This is a genomic window from Vibrio sp. L3-7 (assembly GCF_963898195.1).
Lineage (GTDB): Bacteria > Pseudomonadota > Gammaproteobacteria > Enterobacterales > Vibrionaceae > Vibrio > Vibrio echinoideorum.
In genome coordinates this window covers 1-21,814 of sequence record NZ_CAWQUW010000012.1, presented here as the reverse complement: position 1 = coordinate 21,814, position 21,814 = coordinate 1, and the positions used below count along the sequence as shown (strand labels likewise).

General features: G+C 42.8%; 17 protein-coding genes. 9 read left to right on the top strand and 8 right to left on the bottom strand.

The annotated features are described in order from the left end of the window. Positions 1-142: 142 nt before the first annotated feature. Positions 143-1,342 carry an enoyl-ACP reductase FabV gene (gene fabV, locus AACW75_RS10030; RefSeq protein ID WP_145568854.1) on the bottom strand — a complete coding sequence of 400 codons (1,200 nt, stop codon included), beginning with the start codon at positions 1,340-1,342 and terminating at the stop codon, positions 143-145. A gap of 81 nt (positions 1,343-1,423) precedes the next feature. Further along, complete coding sequence (locus AACW75_RS10025) at positions 1,424-2,065, bottom strand: arylesterase (protein ID WP_145568856.1); 642 nt, start codon at positions 2,063-2,065, stop codon at positions 1,424-1,426. Between AACW75_RS10025 and AACW75_RS10020 the strand changes: the two genes are divergently transcribed. From AACW75_RS10020 to AACW75_RS10010, 3 genes are all read left to right on the top strand, one after another. Beyond that, the gene (locus AACW75_RS10020; protein WP_145568858.1) at positions 2,064-2,738 is read left to right on the top strand and encodes an ABC transporter ATP-binding protein; all 675 of its coding nucleotides are present in this window, start codon (positions 2,064-2,066) and stop codon (positions 2,736-2,738) included. The two genes, AACW75_RS10025 and AACW75_RS10020, sit on opposite strands and share 2 nt — an antisense overlap. Position 2,739: 1 nt before the next feature. Next, positions 2,740-5,178 (top strand): ABC transporter permease, encoded by a 2,439-nt coding sequence (locus AACW75_RS10015; RefSeq protein ID WP_145568860.1) that lies wholly within the window; start codon positions 2,740-2,742, stop codon positions 5,176-5,178. A gap of 573 nt (positions 5,179-5,751) precedes the next feature. Further along, positions 5,752-7,206 carry an FAD-dependent oxidoreductase gene (locus tag AACW75_RS10010; protein ID WP_017074316.1) on the top strand — a complete coding sequence of 485 codons (1,455 nt, stop codon included), beginning with the start codon at positions 5,752-5,754 and terminating at the stop codon, positions 7,204-7,206. 173 nt (positions 7,207-7,379) lie between these two features. Here the strand turns inward: AACW75_RS10010 and AACW75_RS10005 are convergent, their stop codons facing one another. From AACW75_RS10005 to AACW75_RS09995, 3 genes are all read right to left on the bottom strand, one after another. Continuing rightward, positions 7,380-8,330, bottom strand: a complete 951-nt coding sequence (locus tag AACW75_RS10005; RefSeq protein ID WP_017074315.1) for a 5-oxoprolinase subunit C family protein — start codon at positions 8,328-8,330, stop codon at positions 7,380-7,382. Then, positions 8,323-9,090 carry a 5-oxoprolinase subunit B family protein gene (locus AACW75_RS10000; protein ID WP_145568861.1) on the bottom strand — a complete coding sequence of 256 codons (768 nt, stop codon included), beginning with the start codon at positions 9,088-9,090 and terminating at the stop codon, positions 8,323-8,325. The genes AACW75_RS10005 and AACW75_RS10000 overlap by 8 nt, the downstream gene beginning before the upstream one ends. Positions 9,091-9,231: 141 nt before the next feature. Further along, a complete protein-coding gene (locus AACW75_RS09995; protein ID WP_145568863.1) occupies positions 9,232-9,975 on the bottom strand; it encodes a 5-oxoprolinase subunit PxpA in 744 nt (247 codons plus the stop codon). A 332-nt stretch (positions 9,976-10,307) separates the two neighbouring features. Between AACW75_RS09995 and galE the strand changes: the two genes are divergently transcribed. Next, a complete protein-coding gene (gene galE, locus AACW75_RS09990) occupies positions 10,308-11,321 on the top strand; it encodes a UDP-glucose 4-epimerase GalE (protein WP_102554312.1) in 1,014 nt (337 codons plus the stop codon). 355 nt (positions 11,322-11,676) lie between these two features. Here galE and AACW75_RS09985 read toward each other — a convergent pair whose 3' ends face one another. Then, entirely contained in the window at positions 11,677-13,824 is a 2,148-nt protein-coding gene (locus AACW75_RS09985; RefSeq protein ID WP_145568865.1) for a TonB-dependent hemoglobin/transferrin/lactoferrin family receptor, read from the bottom strand. 225 nt (positions 13,825-14,049) lie between these two features. Between AACW75_RS09985 and AACW75_RS09980 the strand changes: the two genes are divergently transcribed. After that, the gene (locus tag AACW75_RS09980; protein ID WP_017074310.1) at positions 14,050-14,937 is read left to right on the top strand and encodes a LysR family transcriptional regulator; all 888 of its coding nucleotides are present in this window, start codon (positions 14,050-14,052) and stop codon (positions 14,935-14,937) included. Here the strand turns inward: AACW75_RS09980 and AACW75_RS09975 are convergent. After that, on the bottom strand, positions 14,926-17,610 hold the full coding sequence (locus AACW75_RS09975; protein ID WP_145568867.1) for a bifunctional acetate--CoA ligase family protein/GNAT family N-acetyltransferase: 2,685 nt from the start codon (positions 17,608-17,610) through the stop codon (positions 14,926-14,928). The two genes, AACW75_RS09980 and AACW75_RS09975, sit on opposite strands and share 12 nt — an antisense overlap. A gap of 216 nt (positions 17,611-17,826) precedes the next feature. Between AACW75_RS09975 and AACW75_RS09970 the strand changes: the two genes are divergently transcribed. Both AACW75_RS09970 and AACW75_RS09965 read left to right on the top strand, forming a co-directional pair. After that, complete coding sequence (locus tag AACW75_RS09970) at positions 17,827-18,390, top strand: SPOR domain-containing protein (RefSeq protein WP_017074308.1); 564 nt, start codon at positions 17,827-17,829, stop codon at positions 18,388-18,390. 179 nt (positions 18,391-18,569) lie between these two features. Continuing rightward, complete coding sequence (locus tag AACW75_RS09965; protein WP_017074307.1) at positions 18,570-19,565, top strand: D-alanine--D-alanine ligase; 996 nt, start codon at positions 18,570-18,572, stop codon at positions 19,563-19,565. 168 nt (positions 19,566-19,733) lie between these two features. Here the strand turns inward: AACW75_RS09965 and AACW75_RS09960 are convergent, their stop codons facing one another. Further along, positions 19,734-20,702, bottom strand: coding sequence for a tyrosine-type recombinase/integrase (locus tag AACW75_RS09960; protein ID WP_145568869.1), 969 nt, complete (start codon positions 20,700-20,702; stop codon positions 19,734-19,736). Between the two features lie 100 nt (positions 20,703-20,802). Between AACW75_RS09960 and AACW75_RS09955 the strand changes: the two genes are divergently transcribed. Together AACW75_RS09955 and yciH are read left to right on the top strand one after the other, a co-directional pair. After that, positions 20,803-21,171 (top strand): DUF3319 domain-containing protein, encoded by a 369-nt coding sequence (locus AACW75_RS09955; protein ID WP_004730993.1) that lies wholly within the window; start codon positions 20,803-20,805, stop codon positions 21,169-21,171. Positions 21,172-21,174: 3 nt separating this feature from the next. Then, a complete protein-coding gene (gene yciH, locus AACW75_RS09950) occupies positions 21,175-21,486 on the top strand; it encodes a stress response translation initiation inhibitor YciH (RefSeq protein ID WP_145565382.1) in 312 nt (103 codons plus the stop codon). The last annotated feature ends 328 nt before the right edge of the window (positions 21,487-21,814 follow it).

Below are 21,814 nucleotides of genomic sequence, written 5' to 3'. Positions count from 1 at the left end.
ATCCTGTGTTAATTATGATGAACCCAAAAAATAGTGAACCTTACGTTAACTAAGTATAAGAAATGTTGTAGAAAAAAACCTCTGCAATTTTGCAGAGGTTTTCAAATATGAATCTGGGTCTCAGTAATGAGATAAGTTTCAATTAAGGCTTTAACTTTATAAAATCTTCAGGGCTAAGTCTCTCGTTATAGTCTACCGATGGTTGAGCAAAACCATTTAACTGCAAAAACTCTTCTTTAAACCCTTTGTAGTCACCCAAGGTTTGAAAGTTTGTCTCATCCATTCCCTGGAGTAGCTCCGTAACATGAGCTTGTGTCTCTGGGTCTAACTCCCACTCATCCATTCGTATGAGGCGTTCGCCATCAAGCGGTACTTTCGATTGGCCGTATAACTTGCTGTTAAACAGACGCTGCATCTGTTGGATACATCCTTCGTGCGTCTCTTTTTCTTTCATGACTTTATACAAAGCGAGCAGGTAAGGGCTTAACCCCGGAATGAATACGCTTGCCTTTGTGACCAATGCCTTACAAACCGTTGCATAAGCATTACCATCAAAATTTGCGAGTTCAAGGTTGAGCGCATGGCTTGTTTGATGAAGATCGATCTTAGCGCGGCCCAAAGTACCGTCTAAATAAATAGGATGTGTGACTTCTGGGCCAACGTAAGAAAACGCGATCGTCTTGCAACCTGGGGCGATAGATTCCGCGTTGATTAGCTCGTCGATCCAGTTTCCCCAATCCTCTCCGCCCATCACCTTAAGTGTACTTTCGGCTTCTTCTTCAGTTGCAGCTTCAAGTGTGTTGTTGTCCCAGCGGTCGTTTTCAAGGGAAATAGTGGCTCCGGTAACGCTTTCACCGATTGGTTTAATCGCAGAACGCCAGTATTCGTCGGAGTCCGGTTTTGGTCTGACGCCTGCTGCAAGGCTGTAAATAATAAGATCGACTTCACCTTCAAAGTAGGTTTCGATTGCTTCTACAACTTGGGTTCGTGTCTCTTTTGAAAATGCGTCGCCGACGATGTTGATCGCAGTACGTTGTTCACGTTCCGCTTCTTTTTTGAAGTAGATGTTGTTGTACCAACCTGCACTGCCAAGAGATTTTTCGTTTGGACCACGTTCGAATGAAACGCCGATGGTGTCAGCTTTTGCACCGCCAAAGGTGAGAGCGATGCGGGCGGCAAGGCCGAAGCCTGAGGAAGCGCCGATAATCAGTACTCGTTTAGGGCCGTTTTTGATTTGCGGCGCACTCTTAACAAACTTGATTTGTTGCTTTACGGCTTCTTTACAGCCAAGAGGGTGAGCGCTTTTTGCTACCACACCCTTGATAATTGGTTCGATCAGCATAAATAACCTTACAGTTAACGGTGATATGCACTCAGGCTAACGTAAAGCTGTGTAAAATTTATTGAGCTAGACCATTAAAACCTAAAGATACTGATATAATTCTTCGGCGACAAATTGAGCGATCCAAGGTTGAGCTTCTGGTTTTGGATGCAATCCATCGTTCATCATCCACTCAGGTTTAAGGATGATATGCTCTAGAAAAAAGGGCAGAAGCGGTACATTTTTTTGATCAGCAAGGGACGTAAAAACGTATTCAAATTGCTGGTTGTAACGTTTACCGTAGTTCGGTGGGATTTTAATCTGCATCATGATTGGCTCAGCACCGGCCGCTTTTATTTGGTCAATGATTTGTTCTAAATTTGCTGACATAAGCTTAGGTGGGAAGCCGCGAAGGCCATCATTAGCTCCAAGTTCAATAAGAACGGCATTAGGAGCATGTTCTTCAAGCAGTTGCGGTAAACGTGCTAAACCGTTGCCCGTTGTGTCACCAGAGATACTGCCGTTAACCACAGTAATCGCTTTATCATGCTTGGTTAGGGCGTCTGGCAGCAAACTTGGCCAACTCTGTTTGATATCCATGTTGTAGCCAGCACTCAAACTATCGCCAAGTATCAATAAAGTAGCGTTTGGAGCTGACGTAGGATTTTGAACTAGATCAGTATTTTGAGCCAAAGAAGCCGTTGAAAATAAAATAAAAAATAAAAAGGAAATTAGTCGAGTCATGCATACATCCATCATAAAAGCAGAAGCTGTTTCTAAGACAGTGTCTACTAATCATGAACATTTAACAATCTTAGAACACGTCGATATTGATATTCGTGAAGGCGAAACTGTGGCGATTGTGGGGACCTCTGGTGCTGGTAAATCGACCTTGATGACATTACTTGCAGGCCTGGATGTTCCAACAACGGGCGAAATCAGTTTGTTAGGTCAGCCGCTTTCACAACTTGATGATGAAGCGAGGGCTAAGATCCGCAGTGAGTCTGTCGGGTTTGTATTTCAGAGCTTCTTGTTAATTCCAAGTTTATCTGCACTGCAAAATGTCACGCTACCTTGTTTGCTTAAAGGCGAAGATGAAGACATCGAACGTGCGACCGCTTTATTAGAATCTGTCGGCTTAAAAGACAGGCTCGATCACCTACCATCTCAGCTATCAGGCGGTGAACAACAAAGGGTTGCTTTAGCCCGCGCCTTTATGATCAAACCAAAAATTTTATTTGCGGATGAGCCTACCGGCAACCTCGACCAACAAACGGCAGCAAAAATTGTTGAGCTGTTGTTTGAACTCAACTTGTCCCACGGCACAACACTGGTCTTAGTGACGCACGACCCTAAGCTAGCACAGCGTTGCCAACGGACTTTGAAAATGCACGTCGGTCATATAGAGGAAGTCTAAATTGAATTCATCAAAGGGACTCAACAAACGCCTGTTCTCCTGGAGCATCGAAGAGATTCGACACGGTCAGTTGTGGCCAGTTTCCATAGCATTAACATTGATCATTGCATGTGTTTTCGCGCTGTCGGCGTTGGCCGAGCGTATGGAGCAGGTAATTGTTAAACAGGGCAAAGATGCGCTTACTGCCGATAGTGTGTTCATCTCAGCAAACCCAATTCCACAAGCTTTACTCGACCTCACTCAATTTGAACAGTTAGAAAGCTCTCAGTTAACTCGTTTTTCAACCATGGCATTCAGTGATAACTCAATGCAGTTAGTCACGGTTAAAGCCGTTGAAAGTAATTACCCATTACGTGGTGAAATGATACTGGAAGGCGCAGATAACGCGGCAAGTAATCATGTGGAACCGGGTGAACTGTGGCTTGATGAACGTATCTTTGCGCAATTAGAAGTTGAAATAGGTGACAATGTCACGATAGGCGATGCGGATTTAACGATAACAGGGCGAATCACTCAAGAGCCAGGTTTGAGCTTTAACCCATTCCAGCAAATGCCTGCCGTACTAATTCATACAAGTGACATCGATGCCACTGGAGCGATTCAACCGGGCAGCCGTGTAAGCTTTAGGCTGTTTCTAAATGGTGATGATACAAAACTGAAAGTCGCACAAGACAGTATCGAACTGACGCCGAGCGACCGCTGGCGCACGCAAGATTCAGCAAGTCGCACTAACGACATGTTCGAGAGCACAACTCAATATCTTTCGTTAACCGTTGCTATCGTTGTGATCATGGCTGCGACCACTTTGGTACTCACTTGCCAACATTATGTTGCGAGTCGCCGTAAAACCATTGCGATGCTTAAGAGTTTAGGCGCGAGCAAGCAATGGATCATTAAATGGTTGTCGGTTCAGGTATCTCTACTGGTGCTTATTGGTGCCGTGCTAGGGATTACCATAGGTATCGGCCTGGAGTTTTTACTGCGTATACCATTGGGTGATTTGTTACCAACACCACTTCCTAGCTATGGTATTGAACCCGTCATTTTAGCGATTCTATCAAGTATCCTCATTGGTGTGCCTGCGCTAGGTATTCCGTTAATTGGCTTGGTAAACACCTCGGCAATCAGCGTGATTCAATCGAGTCACCAATCAAGTGAAAGCTACAAGAAATACTTGTTATTGCTGGTACCTATAATTCCAATGATGCTGATGTACGGCGACAATCTGTTGGTATGGATAGTTCTAGCAGGTATCGCTTGCCTGTTTTTAGTGCTCGCGATTGTAAGTACGCTTGTTCTGCGTTTGGTTGGTAAACTGCCGACGTCGACATCTATGCGTTTGGCATTAAGCCGAATTAATCGCACACCATTAGCAACAGGGATTCAATTTGGTTCATTAGCGCTGTCTTTGATGCTGCTATCGATCATATGGCTAGTGAGAAGTGACTTGTTGTCAGATTGGCAGCAAACTTTGCCCGAGAACGCACCTAATGCGTTTGCGCTTAACATTGCAAGCTATGAGAAAGACAGCTATCTGGCGACCATCGATTCGAATGAGGTAGAGCGTACTCAAGCGTTCCCAATTATTCGTGGTCGATTAACCACAATTAACGGAGTGGAAGCTAACGAGTACAGTGATACGTCCGAAGGTACGGACGCACTGAGTCGAGAAATTAACTTCACTTGGGGTGATAGTCTACCTGAATACAATGAAGTGCTAGAAGGCGTATGGACGCAAGAGCAGGGCGTGTCTGTTGAATCTGATGTTGCTGATCAACTCGGATTAAAAATTGGTGATGAACTGTCGTTTACTATTAACAGCCAAAGTGTTTCTGCCAAGGTTAATAGCATCCGCAAGGTAGAATGGCGTGAAATGAAACCGAACTTTTACTTCATCTTTACTCCTGACGTTTTGAGCTCTATTCCTTCTACTTGGCTCGTGAGTTTCAGACTAGAGGAACAACATAATCAGATGCTCAACGAACTCTCTCGAAATCACCCAACCGTGAGTTTGATGGATATTCGTAAGATGGGTAGCAAGATCCAAGAGTTGCTCAAACAGATTGTTTGGTCGATAACCGTACTTGCGGCTTTGGGTGTGGTGGCGGGATTGTTGCTAATCTTTACTCTGTTGCGACTGAGCTTGTCTCAAAGACAACAAGAAATACGTTTGTACCGCACGTTAGGTGCGAGCAAGAAGAGAATTCTCAATACCATTTGGTGTGAGTATGGATTGATGGCATTGGTGGCGGGGTCTATTGCTGCATTGGGTTCAGAACTCAGCGTTGCCGGTGTGATGAACTTTGGTTTCGAATTAGAACCGTCGCTTCACCCAATTCTTTGGGTAGTTTTACCTATCCTTACCTTCATCACATTAGCTGCTGTGGTGAATAGTTTGATCAAACGGTTACTTGCGCCAATGAACAAAGATTTTGGATAGCAATTAACTTTTAACCACTAGTAAATAACCTTTAACCATTAGCAAATAACGAATTCGACCCAAACTTAACAAACGGTCTAAAAGTGAATTATTTATACTTAGTAATGTACTATTTATAATATCTCGCTTTGGACCGTTTTTTATTTGACCAGCTTCTAGCATAAGTAAAAAATTTCACACCTCAAAATCGGTATTTTTTAGCATTATTTGAAAGTAGTTGCGCAATAATGCCTTTTTAGCGAGCAACGGTTAGTCCCTGTAAATAAAGGGTTTGCGCAACTTAGCAAGAACGTTATCAACAGTTATCCACAAAAACGGTGGATAACTTTAGGGATAAGTTAACATCATTGTTTTACGAGTACTGAGGCAGCCTTTATGTGGCGTCACTTAGGACAAATTTGACTGTTAGAATAACCTTTAAAACTCTATCTGGAGTTATTGAGTCAAGAGATTATTTATGTTTTTTACATAGATATTAATAACCGCCAAGCTAAGACCTTGAAAAAAATGTGTTTTAATTCGTCGCAGAACAAAAGTAGAATAGAGGCAGTTAATCATATTCTACAGAACACGATGAACCACAACAAAACGGATACAAATCAACCTTCTATTGCCATTGTTGGTGGCGGTATTGCCGGAGCGACAAGCGCGATTCACTTTAGCGAGTTGGGTTTTAAGGTCACTATCTTGGAAAAAGGGCCGAGTTTGGTTAATGGCCCACCTATTTGCCACCTGCACGCGGGCGGCAATTTGTATCGAGATATTTCTGTAGAGCAATGTCTTCAACTGCTCACTCAGTCAATTGATACCGTCCGCTTATTCCCCCACACGATCAATATTCGCCCAACAATCATTGCTGTGCCGCATAGTGATGGTGGGGAACCGATGGATCTGCTTCCTCGTCTAAAGATAATCAAAGACGCTTATGCTGACCTTGTTAAACAAGACAAAAGCAACCAAGTGCTTGGTGACCCGGAAGAGTATTACAAGCTCTATAGCAAAGACGAGTTGTTAGCGCTTTCTACAAGAATTCAACCGTTAAGACCCATTTCACTTGATGACTGGTGTATTCCTTTTGCTAAGCATACTAATTTGGACACGCTTAAGTACCCGGTCGCGATGGTGCAAGAGTATGGCTGGAGCGTATTTCGACTTTCAGCGACGGCTCAATTGTCTTTAGATAAGCAACCTAATTGTACGGTGTTAACTAACAGTCGTTTAAAATCAGTTGAATCGACGGGGCAAGGTTGGTCTTTGACTTACTCGAACCACGATAACCAAAGCCAACACCTAACGACGGACTATTTGATCAATGCGAGTGGGTTTGAAACTGGCATCGTTGATGATTTTGTCGGTTCTAAGCAGCAAAGACTCGTTGAGTTTAAAGCCGCATACGTTACTGAGTGGCCATACTCTCAAGAATGTAAAGAAGAGTGGCCAGAAGTTATCTTTCATGGCCCGAGAGGCACACCACAAGGTATGGCTCAATTGACTCCGTATGCTGATGGCGTGTTTCAGTTACATGGCATGACAGAAGGGATTACGTTGTTTGAAGGCGGGCTGGTATCGTCTTCGACGAATTCGTCACAACCTCAGTTACCCTCTAAACTTCTTAAGAAAATCGTCTCCGGTTGGAGCGAAGAGCAACTTGAGTTAAGAACCCGCGCTGCAATTAATCATATGTCTCAGTTCATCCCAAGTTTTCGTTCTGCACAGGTTGGCGGAAAACCTCTTTTCGGCGCACAGCAGATTCCTGGAACCGATCCGAGTTTAAGAGCTTCTGACGTTTCATTCTGCGGTGATCGCTATGCTCGACTTGAAGTGGTGAAAGCGTCTTCAACGTTAGAGGCTGCGCAAAAGGTTGCTCAGCATTGGTTTGGTGTGACGGACACTGCATCGATCGAGGATGCACACTCAGTGACAATGTCACTTAATCTAAATGATATTGAAAACAAAGCGATAGATTTGACACAAGAACGTGGATATCCAGATGCTCTTGCTAAAATATCAGGGCAAGATCACCACTAAAAGCTGGTTCAGCCCTGTTGGTGCCTAAAACCAAGACCCACAAAAATTAAATCCAGCTTATTAGCAAGCCGTAAGTAGTAAGTAATAAGCAGTGAGCTGGATTTTTAATTTAAACACCTTTTGATGCGAACTTAATCGCGGAAACTTCGAATAGCAATTCTAAACAAAAAATATCAATAACCGAAAAACTGCGCCCACTGACACCATACATCTTGTAACCCTAAGCGATCGCCTTTGCTAAAAGATATCTGATGCCCCGGTTTTGCTTGTGCCAAACGTGGCAAATCGATTCTAGCCACACATCCAACCTTCGGATACCCACCAATCGTTTGTCGATCATTGAGTAACACAATTGGTTGTCCATCTTGTGGTATCTGAATGGCGCCAAGGGCAATGCCTTCCGACAATAACGTAATGTCAGGAGAGTCGACCGACTTGCCACTAAGTCGGTAACCCATGCGATTTGAATTTTGATCAACGCTATATTGCGCGTTATACAAGGTTTCTTTTGCTAACTCCGAGAATAATTCACTTTGATAACCTTCGATAACTCTCAAGTTTACGGGCAAGTTGTAATCAGGTTTATATCGGAAGGTAACACTCAGCGGTTTAAAAGGGCGAATAAGGGAGTGTTTGATAAAGCCAATTTTTTGTCCTTGCTGGCAGGGTTCTCCATCTTGCGTTAATCCACCAATCTTTTCACGAGTCACTGTAGAACAGCTATCAAGAGTTGATGGAACATCGAAGCCTCCTTTAATCGCTAAATATGCTCTTAATCCATTTTTAGGTAGGCCAAATGAGAGAACTTGCCCTTTGAACGCTTGGAAAGTACTCCAGTTATTTAAAAGCTTACCATCTAACTTCGCTTGTAAATCGCCGCCGCATAACGCCATCTCACAGTCAAAATCTACTTTTAGAGCACATTGACCGAGTGTAATTTCCAACGCCGCTAAGTTAACGGCATTTCCTAAAAGATAATTGGCCCAACTATAAGAGTAATCATCAACTGGGCCGCCTTGTGTCAATCCAAGGTGAGCGACACCAAATCGGCCAAAGTCTTGAATCAAACTCAAAGGGCCTGGTTTAACGACTGTAAGCGTCGGTTTATCAATTAATTTACCCATGAATGATATCTCCGCCAAGCTCTATAAACCTAAGATCCATAAACTCATGTTTTGATATCGCTTTAAAACGAACAGTATCGCCAACATTAAGCAGTGACAGTGGGGCTTGTGTAGTATCTGCGTTCTTCAATTGGCTGTGGTCAAACAGTGACAAAGGACAATTGCCAATAATGTTCCAGCCACCTGGTGACTCTGATGGGTAAACCGCTGTTTTTGAGCCTGCAATAGCGATACTTCCTTTCGGAACACTTAAGCGCGGGGTTGAGTGACGTGGTAACGCAAGCTCACTAACCACATCCGACATAAAGGCAAAGCCGGGAATAAATCCTATCGCACTGACAATGTAAGTCTGAGAGGTGTGATACTTAATAATGTCCTCCATCGATAAACCTTTTTCCTGATACCTATCTAAATCGAGCGCGGTTTCAGGTGAATAATAGGAGGGGAGTTCAATAATATTGAGCGTTGCTTGAGTCTCTGAGAAGGAAGAAAGCGCTTTAGCTAACAGCGAATTAAGCTGTTCGATAAACTGTTGCTCTGAAATTCGATAAGGTAAGTAGTCAACCAATATGGTGTGGTAAGCGGGTGTCACATTCATCAACACGGTTGCTAAATTCTGGCGAATAGCATCAGAAAAGTGTGCCATATACTGCGCATTGATAGCATTGGTGTCGCCTTTTAAATGCGGCAACGTTAACGTGACTAGAACGGTACATTCGGCAACCGGCGCTATATTAAATTCAATCGGATTCGTCGTCATTTCGCTTCCATACGTTTAGCTCTTTTGTTTCCAGACTTAGCTTTTCTAACTTCCATGTTTTAAGTCACACACGGAATTTAGCAGTTAATGGTTAATGGTTAATGGTTAATGGTTAAGCGTGCGATGGAGTTACGCTTCGTACTAATTAAATGCATTAAGATCTTGTCTGATTTTTCTAATGAGTGCGATGGATTGAGGATTATCACCATGCACACAAATGGTATCGGCCTCAATGGGCAGCCTTTCACCCTCAAGCGTCGTTACCGAACCATAATTAACGATCTGCATGACTTGGTTATAGATGTCATCTTGATTAACATAAACCGAGCCTTTCTGAGTTCGTGGCGCGAGTTGGCCATTATTCAAGTAAGCTCGATCTGCGAACGCTTCAAACAATAGAGGTAAGTCGTGATCGTCAGCAATATCTAAATACTGCTGGTTATCAGAAGAAGAGAGAATCATCAGAGGGATATTGAACTCAGCCACCGCTTGAGCGACTGCGTTAAAAACATCGGTGTTTGCCATCATATCGTTATAAAGGGCACCATGAGGTTTCACATACCCAACAGAAGTATGGTGATAACGGCAAAGCGCTTGTAATGCGCCCACTTGATAACAAACTAATTCACTAATTTCACCCATGGCATGCGGGATTGAGCGACGTCCAAACCCTACCAAATCTTGGTAGCCAGGATGGGCGCCAATTTGAGTATGGTAATGCTGCGCAAGTTTGATTGTCTTTGACATCACGTGAGGATCAGACGCATGAAAGCCACAAGCGATGTTTGCCATATCGACCCATTCCATGACCGACTCATCATCACCCATCTTCCAGTTGCCGAAACTCTCTCCCATATCGCAATTAAGCAAAATCTTCGTCGTCACTTGCCACTATTCCTTTAGCTTTAGGTATCTAATGACACTCTTATATATGAACAAATTAAACAGTGACCTAATTCAAAGTTTTACTACTGTTAATCTAGCACTCATTATTAATGCAGAGTGTTCGTTCAATGTTCGGTTAAAGAATGTTCGATTCTGGACTTTGTGACTAGATCACACGACATAACCACGCGATATATTGAGCCAAATGAAAAGAAATTGGTCAGTTGATGCTCTTTAAAGAACACCAATGAAACTAGGCGTTTGTGAATTCACTGTAAGTTGTTGTATCATAAGCGATAGGTTGAATATTTTAATTAAAAGGTCTGCTAAACATGAATGTTTTAGTTACAGGTGGCATGGGTTACATTGGTAGCCATACAAGTATCCAAATGATCAACGCGGGAATGACACCTGTGCTTTTTGATAACTTGTACAACAGTAAGCCAAGCGTTCTAGATCGTATCGAAAAAGTATCTGGTGTTCGCCCAAACTTCATTGAAGGTGACGTTCGTGATAAAGCACTTTTGACTGAAACCATGAAGCAACACAACATTGAAGCAGTTATCCATTTTGCTGGCCTAAAAGCGGTCGGTGAATCTGTAGCTAAGCCTCTTGAATACTACGACAACAATGTTAATGGATCTCTAGTTCTTGTTGATGCGATGCGTGACGCTGGTGTGAAAGCCCTAGTATTCAGCTCTTCCGCAACGGTCTACGGCGATCCCGCGAGTGTTCCTATCACAGAAGATTTTCCCACAAGCGCAACTAACCCTTATGGTCGCAGTAAACTAATGGTTGAAGAGTGCTTAACGGACTTCCAAAACGCAAACCCAGATTGGAGCATTACACTGCTGCGTTACTTTAACCCAGTAGGTTCACATCCAAGTGGTGAGCTAGGCGAAGACCCGCAAGGTATTCCAAATAACCTAATGCCATTTGTCTCTCAAGTTGCGGTTGGCCGACGCGAATCTCTGTCTGTTTTTGGTAGCGATTACCCAACAAAAGACGGTACTGGCGTACGTGATTACATCCACGTAATGGACCTGTCTGATGGTCACATCGCAGCCCTGGAGAAAGTAGGGCGCAAAGATGGCCTCCATATCTACAACCTTGGTACTGGTAACGGTTCAAGTGTATTAGACATGGTTAAAGCGTTCGAGCAAGCAAGCGGTAAAAAAATCCCTTACAACTTAGTTGAACGCCGTCCTGGTGACATCGCAGAATGTTGGGCAAACCCAGCTAAAGCCCAAAAGGAACTGGGTTGGAATGCAACGCGTACACTGTCTGATATGACCGAAGATACATGGCGCTGGCAGTCAACGAACCCTGATGGTTTCCCTAGCTAACCCATTAGCTTTACGTATGATTAATGTACAAAAAGATGCTTCAGGGCATCTTTTTTGATCTAAATCGAATAAAAAGTAAATTAGTGGTTAAAAAGTATCATTCTGTATCCGCTGTGTTATTATGCTCGCGAATTATATGTTTAATGTTAATTTTCTTTGGAGTTAATCATGGAACTAGGCCTAATTATCACTTTCATCGTTGCTGCTGCAGTAATGGTTAAGAAAGAGATGGCAGAGAAGTAATTTCACTTATTACCTTTTTTATACATTTTTTAGTGAAATAAACAAAAGCCAGCATTAAGCTGGCTTTTTAGTTTCTGCTGTATACGTTTCTGTGGTTCAGCTTACTAACGAATTAGAATTCGTATTTAGCTGAGATACCGTAGTTTCTTTCCGCTTGCGAGTTTTCTTTGTAAAGCTCATCATCGCCACGAATGTCGTTCCAACGGTAGTACTCTTCATTAGTTAAGTTGAATACGCCACCACGGATAGTAAGATCCTTCATTGGCTTGTAGTAAGCTGTCAGGTCAACAACCGTAGCGCTTGGAAGCTCAGCTTGACCAGCGTTGCCGCCACTTTCGTCATCGAAGTTGATGTCTGAACCAGACTTGTTAGCCGTGTAGTTTAACTTAAGGCTAGTACCCCAGTTTTGGTTTGGAGCATCGTAGTTAAGACCTAATACAGCATTCCAAGGGTTCACACTATTTAGCGCATTTCCGTTTCCGTCTTCACCTTCAGTGTATGATGCCACGAAGTGTGTCGAAACACCCTCAGGCGCGCCTACCAAAACATCCCAAAGTATCGTGTTCGAGAACTCAATCCCCTTAATCGTTGCCGAATCTAAGTTAACGTTAGAGTAGTGTGTAGTTCCGCCAACTTTTTTCGTTACCACTGTTTCGATGAAGTCATCGTAATCACTGTAGTAAGCCGCAATCTCAGACGATGAGGCCTGTGTATTATGACGGTAACCTAGCTCATAAGAGATACTGGTTTCTGACTTAAGATCCGGGTTTGGATCGTTTACGTAACCATGTCCTGGGTTGTCATACGTGTAGTACAGTTCATCGAAAGAAGGGGCTCTAAAGCCTTGGCTAATTTGGCCAAAAATGGTGCCTGTATCAGTAAGTTTGTATGTTGAGCCTAAGCGTCCAGTTACCGCAGAATCAGAGAAGTCCGTAAGTGACTCACCTGTATTTTTACCAGGGTCTGTAGAGAAGTGATCGAAACGAACACCTGGAGTAACAATAAGTTTGTCGTTCATTAGGCTAATTTCGTCTTGTACAAACAGACCAAATTTTTGCTCTTTAGCATCAGGAGTGTATACATAGAGCTTATCATCAGTCGCAGTATCAGAGTTGTACTCCATATTCGTGTTGCTTATATCGCTGTGTGTATATGTCGCACCATAAACTAGGTAATGGTTGTTTATCTCTTTATCTAACTGCGTTTCAATCTCAAGCTTATCTTCTGTGTACTCATAATCTTTTGTTTGAAGATTATCGTTGTTAGCAGGTACGTAAGGTGGAAATCCAGGACCAGCTGGTTTAAAGCGCTTCGTTACACCATTCTCTTCTTTAGAAATGTACGATACTTTACTTGTCACGGTATCGGCAATTGCGCCATCAGCGAACCAAATATGTTTAATAGCGAATCGATTTTGCGTTGTGTCATCAGCACCTGTATAGCTATCGTAGCTTGAGTGGTAGATGTCAGAGTCTGAAGTATCTTTGATTAGCTCAGCTAAAAACTCGATACGATGACTTTCGTTTAACTGGTATTGCAACTTAACCAAAAGATTATCTGCTGAGGTATCTTGACCTTCAACAGCGTAGTTCTCTAAGTCGTTAGGGTTGCGGAAGTTTTGCAACTCTTCACCATCTCGACGCGTGTAAGCTACCAATGTTTCTAGGTCGCCAAATCGATTCGCTAACGCAACATGTTCGCTAAAAGAGTTGTCTTCCGAAGAGTAAGACAGTTTAGCTTGACCACCAAAATCTTCGCCATCTTTTAAGAAATCAGAAGGGTCTTTAGTTTCGAAAGCAACAACGCCGCCAATAGCGTCACTTCCGTGTAAACTTGAAGCAGCGCCTTTGATGATTTCGACGCTTTTTAACATATCGGGATCGATTGAAATACCGCTAGAGTTAATAAATGCATAAGGGCCACCATCGAATGAACCTGGTTGCGATGAACCATCAACCAAAATCTTAACGCGTTTGCCTTCCATGCCACGAATATTAATAGTCTGGGCGCCTTGGCGAGAGCTCGAGTTCATCGTCACACCTGGAGTGTATTCGAAGATTTCATTAACATCTTTTGCCATGTTCTCTTCAATTTGCTTATCAGAGATGACAGTAACAGAAGCCGCTGTATTGATAAGTGTTTGATTCGTACGAGTTGACGATACAACAACCTCGTCAAATAGGGCATAATCTTCAGCAAAGGCTGAGGTTGATGAAAGCGCTAAAACGATTGAAGCAGAGAGTAGGGATTGCTTATACATCTGATAGTTACCTTAATTCCATAGTATTATCTTGATTTGCGAAAGATAATATTGGATCTAAATGATAATTACTATTATTTGCATTTGAATTTATTTTCGATTTTGTCAGTCTAAACCTGCTTTAACCGTATAACTCGTTGTATTTTAAAAGCTTTAAACGTTCCATTTAGCTGGTGAATACTTCAATTTTTGTGATTAACATCTCATTTATAAAGTTGGATACTGATGCATAGCCCAATAACACTTGAAGCACTACATATACTGGATGCCATCGATCGTCGTGGGAGTTTTGCCGCTGCAGCGAATGAAATGGACCGAGCACCTTCTTCATTGAGTTATCAAATACAAAAGTTAGAACAAGACTTGGATATCATGATTTTTGACCGCTCAGGGCACCGTGCAAATTTCACGGAGGCGGGGCAGTTAATATTAGAGCAAGGTAGAATTATTCTTGGCGCTACTGAACAACTCGTTAATGACGCGAGTATTCTTGCTAATGGCTGGGAGTTAGATCTAACCATCGCCTTTGATGGCATTATCCCTATAAACAACTTTTTCCCATTAGTCGATGAACTCGGAAAAATCAGTAAGACACGCGTTCGTTTGCAAGAAGAAATTTTGGCAGGGTGTTGGGAATCTCTCACTGATGGTCGTGCCGACTTACTCGTATGCCCGAAACTCGATACAATACCAAACGATATGAAAAGTGACGTGATTGGTAAAATGGAAATGGTCTGGGTCGCGGCATCAAACCACTACGTTCACAAACGTTCCGGTGAGTTTGACCAAAAGGCCAGAGAAAGTTACAGGGTAATCGCAATTGCGGATACAGCCCGTGACCAACCGGCATTAAGTATCAATATTCTAGAGAAACAACCGCGTTTAACAGTGACTAGCTTCCCTGCAAAAGTAGAAGCTCTGACGACGGGATTAGGGATTGGCACCTTACCGAGTGTTATTGCCGAGCCTTTGATTGAATCTGGTGTTCTGCAACGAATTGCGGGCACTGAGCCACAACCTATTGATATCGTGATGGCTTGGCGACGCAACAAAATGGGCGACGCCAAATCTTGGTGTATTCAACACCTTAAAAAGACATGGTCACTCAAGTAACGGCAACACCATATCCGCAGTACCGTCTTCAAAACTAATATCTAGCTCAAACCCCAACTTTTGAGCTAGTGTTAGCATGCCTCTGTTCGTTGGCATCGTCATCCCAGACATTTGCTTAGTCTGCTTTGCTCGGCAGTAGTCGATAACCTTAGTCAGAAGAATTCGACCTAAGCCGACACCTTTCAGATCAGACCTAATTAATATGGCAAACTCTGCATCTGTGTTCTCAGGGTTAATCAGTGCTCTTGATACGCCGATAATCGCAGGAACACCTTGTTCTTTACGAACAACCACAAAAGCAATCTCTCTATCGAAATCAATCTGAGTAAAGTTAGCTAATGCCTCATGGTTGAATTCTCCAACATCACTAAAGAAACGTTTATAAAGATCTTCTTTAGATACGCGATTAATAAAGTCAGCATGAAGCGGTTCATCTTCAGGAAGAATAGGGCGTAGCAACACTTCGGTGCCGTCCTTGAGTACGATATTCTCTTCAAGTTCGACCGGATAAGGGCGAATCGCAAGACGTTCTTGTGGATCGCCTTCGTACGCTTTCAAGATGATATCGGCATCTAATATCGTGAACTTGTCACCATTGGCCAGTACTGGGTGGATATCCAAATCATGTATTTCAGGGCAATCCACTACCATTTGCGATATACGAACCAGCAACTCAGAGAGTCCTTCAATGTCGATCGGGTTAGGCAGTTTTTGCAGGCGAATCTTGCCACTTTTTATCGCCCTAATTATCAAGTAACGCGCCAGTGTCATATTCAATGGTGGGAAAGCTGCAGCGGCATCAATTGACTCATCCCACTCAGAGCCTCCTTGACCAAGCAAAATGATTGGACCAAAGGTTTCGTCTGTAGTGACTTTCACTCGTAGCTCTTGGCCGCCCGCAAGTTTCGCCATTCCTTGAATTAACAGGCCATGTATATGTGCGGTGGGGAACGACAATTGAGAGCGATCGAGAATCGCTTGAGCCGCATTTGCGACTTCACTACTGTTTCGTAAGTTGAGCATCACACCTTGCACATCTGACTTATGCGCAATATCTGGTGAGCGGAGTTTTACGGCAACCGGATAACCAATCGTTTCAGCAATGTGCACCGCTTCACTAGGGTCGGAAGCGATCCAAGTCGGCAATACATCTAGGTTGAAATGTTTGAAAAACTGGCTGTTTTGGTGGGTATCAAGGCTAACTGTGTCTTTATCCAGTAGTTGTCGTTCAATCCAGTTTCTTGCATCAGCTAAGTCTTCAATGTGTACTTTCTCGGCCGTGGTTGGCGTTTCCATCAATTGGCGCTGATTACGTCTGTACTCGACCAGGTGCATGAACGCGACGACTGAACTTTCAGGTGTGCGATAGGTTGGGATTCCTGCTTCTGTAAACAACTTTCTAGCAGGTCTTGCTGTGAGCTCACCAGACCAATTAGTTAGAATATTGAATCGCTTATGACGAGGGTGTTTCTTAATTGCTTTAATAATTCGCTCAGCTGTTTGGGCTGAATGAGCAATAGCAGAAGGGCTGTGCATGATAAGAATGGCATCGGCTTCATCTCCATCAAGCAGCGTGTTAATGGTATCGATATAACGTTGATCACCGGCGTCGCCAACAATATCAATCGGGTTGCTATGCGACCAACTTGATGGCAATACTTTGTTTAATCTCTCTAGAGTTTGTTCTGATAACTCAGCAAGCTTGCCCCCTCGATCAAATAAGGTATCCACGGCCATAATTGCAGGGCCACCACCATTTGTGACGATAGCTAACCGCTCACCACGCAGTGGCACTGAGTGAGTCAATGTTTCTACCGCAGCAAACAGTTCATGTAAGTTCTTAACTCGTAACATGCCGCTACGTCGTATGGCTGAATCATAGATAATATCTAACGTGTCAGCACCGCCAGTATGCGCAATTGCAGCGGCTCTGCCTTTCGCAGTTCGTCCGCCTTTTAACACCAGAATTCGTCGGTTACGAGATGCGGCACGCGCAGCCGAAATAAAGCGTCTTGCATCTTTAATGCTGTCAACATAAAGCAAGATTGCTTCGGTGTGAGAATCGGTACTTAGATAATCCAATAGTTCTGAGAACTCAATGTCACTGCCATTACCTATCGAGATAAATGCAGAGAAGCCTATTTCTTTGTCGTTAGCCCAATCGAGAATAGTGGTACATACGGCTGCAGATTGTGAAACAAAAGCAATTTTACCGGGCAGCGCAGTAACTGGAGAGAAAGAGGCGTTTAGCTTTAACCATGGAACAATGATGCCAAGGCTATTTGGGCCAAGCACACGGATGTTGTGTTTTTTGGCAATCGCTAGGCATCGGGAATCAAACGTTTCACCGTTGTCACTAGTTTGATGCATGTCTGACGAAAGAACAATTACACAAGCAATGCCTTTCTCCGCTAACTCTTCAAAAATGGCTACATTCCGTGTTGCGTTAGTACATAAAACCGCGAGGTCAGGAACGATAGGTAGCGACAAAATGTCCTTGTAAGAAAGTACCCCTGAGACAGAATCATATTTCGGTGTAACGGGCATGACCGCACCTTTAAAATCCCCGTGCAGCAAATTGTTCATAACGATATATCCCGCGCGCGTTTCTTGTTGAGAAGCACCAACAACAGCGATTGAACGGGGTTTGAGTAGGGGATCAAGATGATTCATAGACATATCCTAGCAATGCACGTAGGTTCATCGTAACTTACTTTTCACTCACGGGTTGATGGCAAATTCACCGAATTAAGATGAATAAGCAAACACTGGATAAAGTTTGTGAAATAGGTCACCCACTAATGGTGTATAATCTCAAAGTTAACTTGATTCTAAACCGACGTATCGGCATGATTTATAGTAATTATTATTAAGGATATAGAGCTTTCCATGAAAAAATTTGCAATTGTAACTTTGCCACTGCTCTTGGCTGCATGTGTATCGGACGACTATGTTACAAATGTAACTTCAGATAGTTATCAAGAAGAGTACAAAACTGCCAAGGTTGAAGCTCCAGTTGTATCTCAATCTGAGCAAACAGGTGTTGTTGAAGAGAATGTTGTCAACGTTATCAAGACAGAGCCTGTTGAACAAAAAGTGGCTCAAACAACGAGAGCTAAGCCAGTTACAACAGTGACAGGCCCGACTAAGAAACAACAAGACATGAACCAACGCTTTGGTTACACGGTTCAAGTTGTTGCTGTGGGCAGCCAAAGCAAAGTCGACTCTTTCGTGAAAATGCTACCAACGACTTCTCAGCCAGTTTGGGAAAACTACAAAATGGTTAACGGCACTAAGTGGTTCACCGTCCTTTACGGTGACTACGCAACACGCTTAGAAGCTAAAAAGGCAATCTCAACGCTGCCAACCACTTTCCAAAACTTGAAGCCGTTTGTTAAGAGCATTGATGACATCAAGAACTCTGAATACCCAACGCTTAACAAGTTGAACTAAGTTTTAATTCAGAAAGAGGGAGCAAATGCTCCTTCTTTTGTTTTAAGACGAACCGTTTTGTTTAATAGTTAATCGCTCGTTCTTTCGGACACAAATTTAACGTTCAAAACACTGTACCTATCTCGACTTTTGTTTATCATTGAAGTCAGTATTCCTAGTTTCAAGGACCGAATTTACCCATGAACACCACAAACATCCTTCTACTTTGCGGCGGTGGATCTTCAGAGCATGAAGTGTCTTTAGTTTCAGCCAATTACCTTTTTGAACAACTCAATAGCGTTGCAGATTTTAACGTTGTAAGAGTTGAGATTAAAAACGAAGGCTGGTGTCTTGATTCAGGTGAATTGGTTTATCTCGATATCAACAATCAAGCTTTACGTGGCGATGGACTCGATTCAAAAGTAGATTTCATTGTGCCTTGCATTCACGGCTTCCCAGGTGAAACGGGTGACATCCAGTCACTGTTTGAACTGGCTAAGATTCCGTACCTAGGTTGTGGTTCTGAAGCAAGCAACAACAGCTTTAACAAGATCACTTCAAAGCTTTGGTACGATGCACTGGGCATTCCAAACACACCGTATTTGTTCTTATCAGATAACAACGACCAAGCTCATTCACAAGCGACTCAAGCTTTTGAAAATTGGGGCAAAGTGTTCGTGAAGGCGGCTCGTCAAGGTTCTTCTGTAGGTTGTTACCAAGTTAACCAAGTGGAAGAGTTAAGCGAAGCGATCAATAAGGCGTTTACCTTCTCGGATCAAGTGTTGGTTGAGAAATCAGTTGTGCCTAGAGAGCTAGAAGTTGCCGCTTATGAAATCGATGGTGAACTACACATTAGTAAGCCAGGCGAGGTGATTGCACCTAATGGCGCATTTTACTCTTACGAAGAGAAATACAGCTCAGACAGTCACTCAATTACCGAAGTTGAAGCAAATAACTTAACAGATGAACAACTAGAACTAATTGCAGACAGTGCACGCAAGGTATTTACGCAAATGAAGCTTCGTCACTTGTCTCGTATCGATTTCTTCTTAACGCAAGACAACGAGATTTACCTGAATGAAGTGAATACGTTCCCGGGTATGACGCCGATTTCTATGTTCCCTAAAATGGTTGAGCATGATGGCCACAAATTCAGCCAGTTCTTAGAGAACTGCGTGAGAACGAGCCTCTCTTAGTTCATCTTATCCCAAACGCATCTTAAGATTATCAAAGTAGTGCCTTGAGCTCATAGCCAAGGCACTAATCATTTTTATAACCAAGTAGTTTATTAACTGGGCCCGATTATTTGATCCCCGAGTGCTTATTGCAAACCTCCTTGACGGTAACCCTTTGGTTTTATCCGCTTATTGCCAAGGTACGATAGCTTTAAATTTCATTTTCTCATTATCGGCGGTACCAACATAACCCACATATTGCGCGGGCATTGCAGGGCTGAGCCAACGTCCAAAATCCTGAATTTCTCTTACCTTAAGACCTTGTTTCGAAAGCTCTTGTGCCGCACCGACACGGATCGAATTCCCTGAAAAGTGATGATTTTCTGCGAGAGCAAGCATATCGCTTGCTCTTCTTAATATCCTGTAAATCGACGAATCATCCAAAGGTTGAAGCCCAATGTTCTCATGCTTATCTATCGCACGAAATGCGGGGAACTCATCATCTGTACCAGTAAAAGAAAGCCAACGTTGTAAGGTCACACTTGCTACTGGCGACAACTTATACGCCGAATCTTTAATAGTTATCTTGTAGCCTTCGTTACAGCTATCAACATCTCTCATTGATAATGCTTTGAGCTCTGAACGCTTTAAAGCGCATTCGAACATCACATTATAGATTGCAATATCACGAATCTCTTTTAAGTTTACGTTCTCATGCGAAAGCAGCGTGTTCAATTCGGTGAGGTGTGCAGATGTCATGGCATTGGTTTGCTTAGCGTCACCGGCCATCTGAGCTTGCAAGTGGAGCAGGGTAAAGCGAACTTGCCTATGTTTAATTGGGTTGGCAAAGTTGAGCACAGTGTGTAACAAACTAAGTGTTGCAGTGTAACGTTTTAACGATGCGTATTTTCTATCGTTAGATTCAGTTTCGAGGAAACGACGAATAGCAGTGATAGATGCAGGGAGAGTGTTAATGCGATTTTTAGTACAGAACGCATGATAGCGATTCCAATCACTGTAGATACCTAAAAGTGAATTATGAGAATATTGATGCCCTGTTAACTCATCTATAATTTTAATTGTCGCATTGCTGTTCAATTTTTCAACAAATGAATTAATCGTCACAAAGTCAGTTAAAATAGGGACTTTTTTTCTCAAATTACCATACCTCAACAGCTGTTTTTACCATATTATGCTTGATATCATTAAAAGTATACTTATGATTAATGCAGTGAAAACAAAAAGATGATTAATAGATATGGCTAATTCAATTTACCGAAGCGTCCACCTACAATCGATGGATGCTAACAACACCATTTGGCGTGCTAAGTTAAAAAACAATGTTATTCAGGGCAACCTAGCTGCCGTGAAGAAGAGTATTGATTGGTGGATTGACACTGCGTCTATTATTGACCCTAAAGAGTTCACGGCGTTAAATAAGTCGAGAGGAACTGGTGGCCTAACTGAAAACTTCAACGGCTATCAGATCAAGAATGACACCGGTGAGCCTAACGCGTGGTATTGCATGTTTAACGGGCGTCTTATCAAAGGCGGCAAGATTGCAATCCAGCGTCATATAGAAGCTTACTTACTCGCAAAACAAAAAGCAGAGCAACAAAAGAAGTAGTTTATGAGCCTAGTATATTCAACAGAAACAGGTCGTATCACACCTGAAGAAGAGAAAGTCCAACGTCCTAAAGGCGATGGTATCGTTCGAATCCAAAAAGAAACCAAAGGCCGTAAAGGCAAAGGCGTTTCTATCGTAACTGGCTTAGACCTAGATGACGCACCTTTAAAACTAATGGCAGCGGAACTCAAAAAAGTGTGTGGCTGCGGTGGCTCAGTAAAAGATGGCAACATCGAGATTCAAGGCGACGCTCGTGACAAGCTCAAAGCGCATCTTGAAAAGAAAGGCTACAAAGTTAAATTTGCTGGCGGTTAAGTTCTAACTAATGCCAGGGGTAAAATCGAAGATTATTACCACTGGATATTAGGTATTTTATGGTAAATAGCCATTATGGTTAAATACAAAGTATAAATCAGAGTATATCGACATCGAATAAAGGCAGGGCATCACATAGAGATACCTGCCTTATAAACGCCAAAATCAATTTAACATAACGTACATAATACGCACTGAATCTGTAAGCGCAAAGTTGTAATGTCACTATTTTCCAAAGTTAAAATGTCCCTTTAGCTCATCACCACTAGGCTTAATTGATATTGGTAAACGCTATGGACATAACAACATGCTGGTGACTATGAGTGAT

Excerpts from the sequence above, each read along its gene's own strand:
- AACW75_RS09980 (WP_017074310.1), top strand. The coding sequence starts at position 14,050 with ATGCATAGCCCAATAACACTTGAAGCACTACATATACTGGATGCCATC.
- AACW75_RS09955 (WP_004730993.1), top strand. The coding sequence starts at position 20,803 with ATGGCTAATTCAATTTACCGAAGCGTCCACCTACAATCGATGGATGCT.
- AACW75_RS10025 (WP_145568856.1), bottom strand. The coding sequence starts at position 2,065 with ATGACTCGACTAATTTCCTTTTTATTTTTTATTTTATTTTCAACGGCT.
- AACW75_RS10000 (WP_145568861.1), bottom strand. The coding sequence starts at position 9,090 with ATGACGACGAATCCGATTGAATTTAATATAGCGCCGGTTGCCGAATGT.
- AACW75_RS09975 (WP_145568867.1), bottom strand. The coding sequence starts at position 17,610 with ATGAATCATCTTGATCCCCTACTCAAACCCCGTTCAATCGCTGTTGTT.
- AACW75_RS09985 (WP_145568865.1), bottom strand. The coding sequence starts at position 13,824 with ATGTATAAGCAATCCCTACTCTCTGCTTCAATCGTTTTAGCGCTTTCA.
- AACW75_RS10020 (WP_145568858.1), top strand. The coding sequence starts at position 2,064 with ATGCATACATCCATCATAAAAGCAGAAGCTGTTTCTAAGACAGTGTCT.
- fabV (WP_145568854.1), bottom strand. The coding sequence starts at position 1,342 with ATGCTGATCGAACCAATTATCAAGGGTGTGGTAGCAAAAAGCGCTCAC.
- AACW75_RS10005 (WP_017074315.1), bottom strand. The coding sequence starts at position 8,330 with ATGGGTAAATTAATTGATAAACCGACGCTTACAGTCGTTAAACCAGGC.
- AACW75_RS10010 (WP_017074316.1), top strand. The coding sequence starts at position 5,752 with ATGAACCACAACAAAACGGATACAAATCAACCTTCTATTGCCATTGTT.
- AACW75_RS09970 (WP_017074308.1), top strand. The coding sequence starts at position 17,827 with ATGAAAAAATTTGCAATTGTAACTTTGCCACTGCTCTTGGCTGCATGT.
- AACW75_RS09965 (WP_017074307.1), top strand. The coding sequence starts at position 18,570 with ATGAACACCACAAACATCCTTCTACTTTGCGGCGGTGGATCTTCAGAG.
- galE (WP_102554312.1), top strand. The coding sequence starts at position 10,308 with ATGAATGTTTTAGTTACAGGTGGCATGGGTTACATTGGTAGCCATACA.
- yciH (WP_145565382.1), top strand. The coding sequence starts at position 21,175 with ATGAGCCTAGTATATTCAACAGAAACAGGTCGTATCACACCTGAAGAA.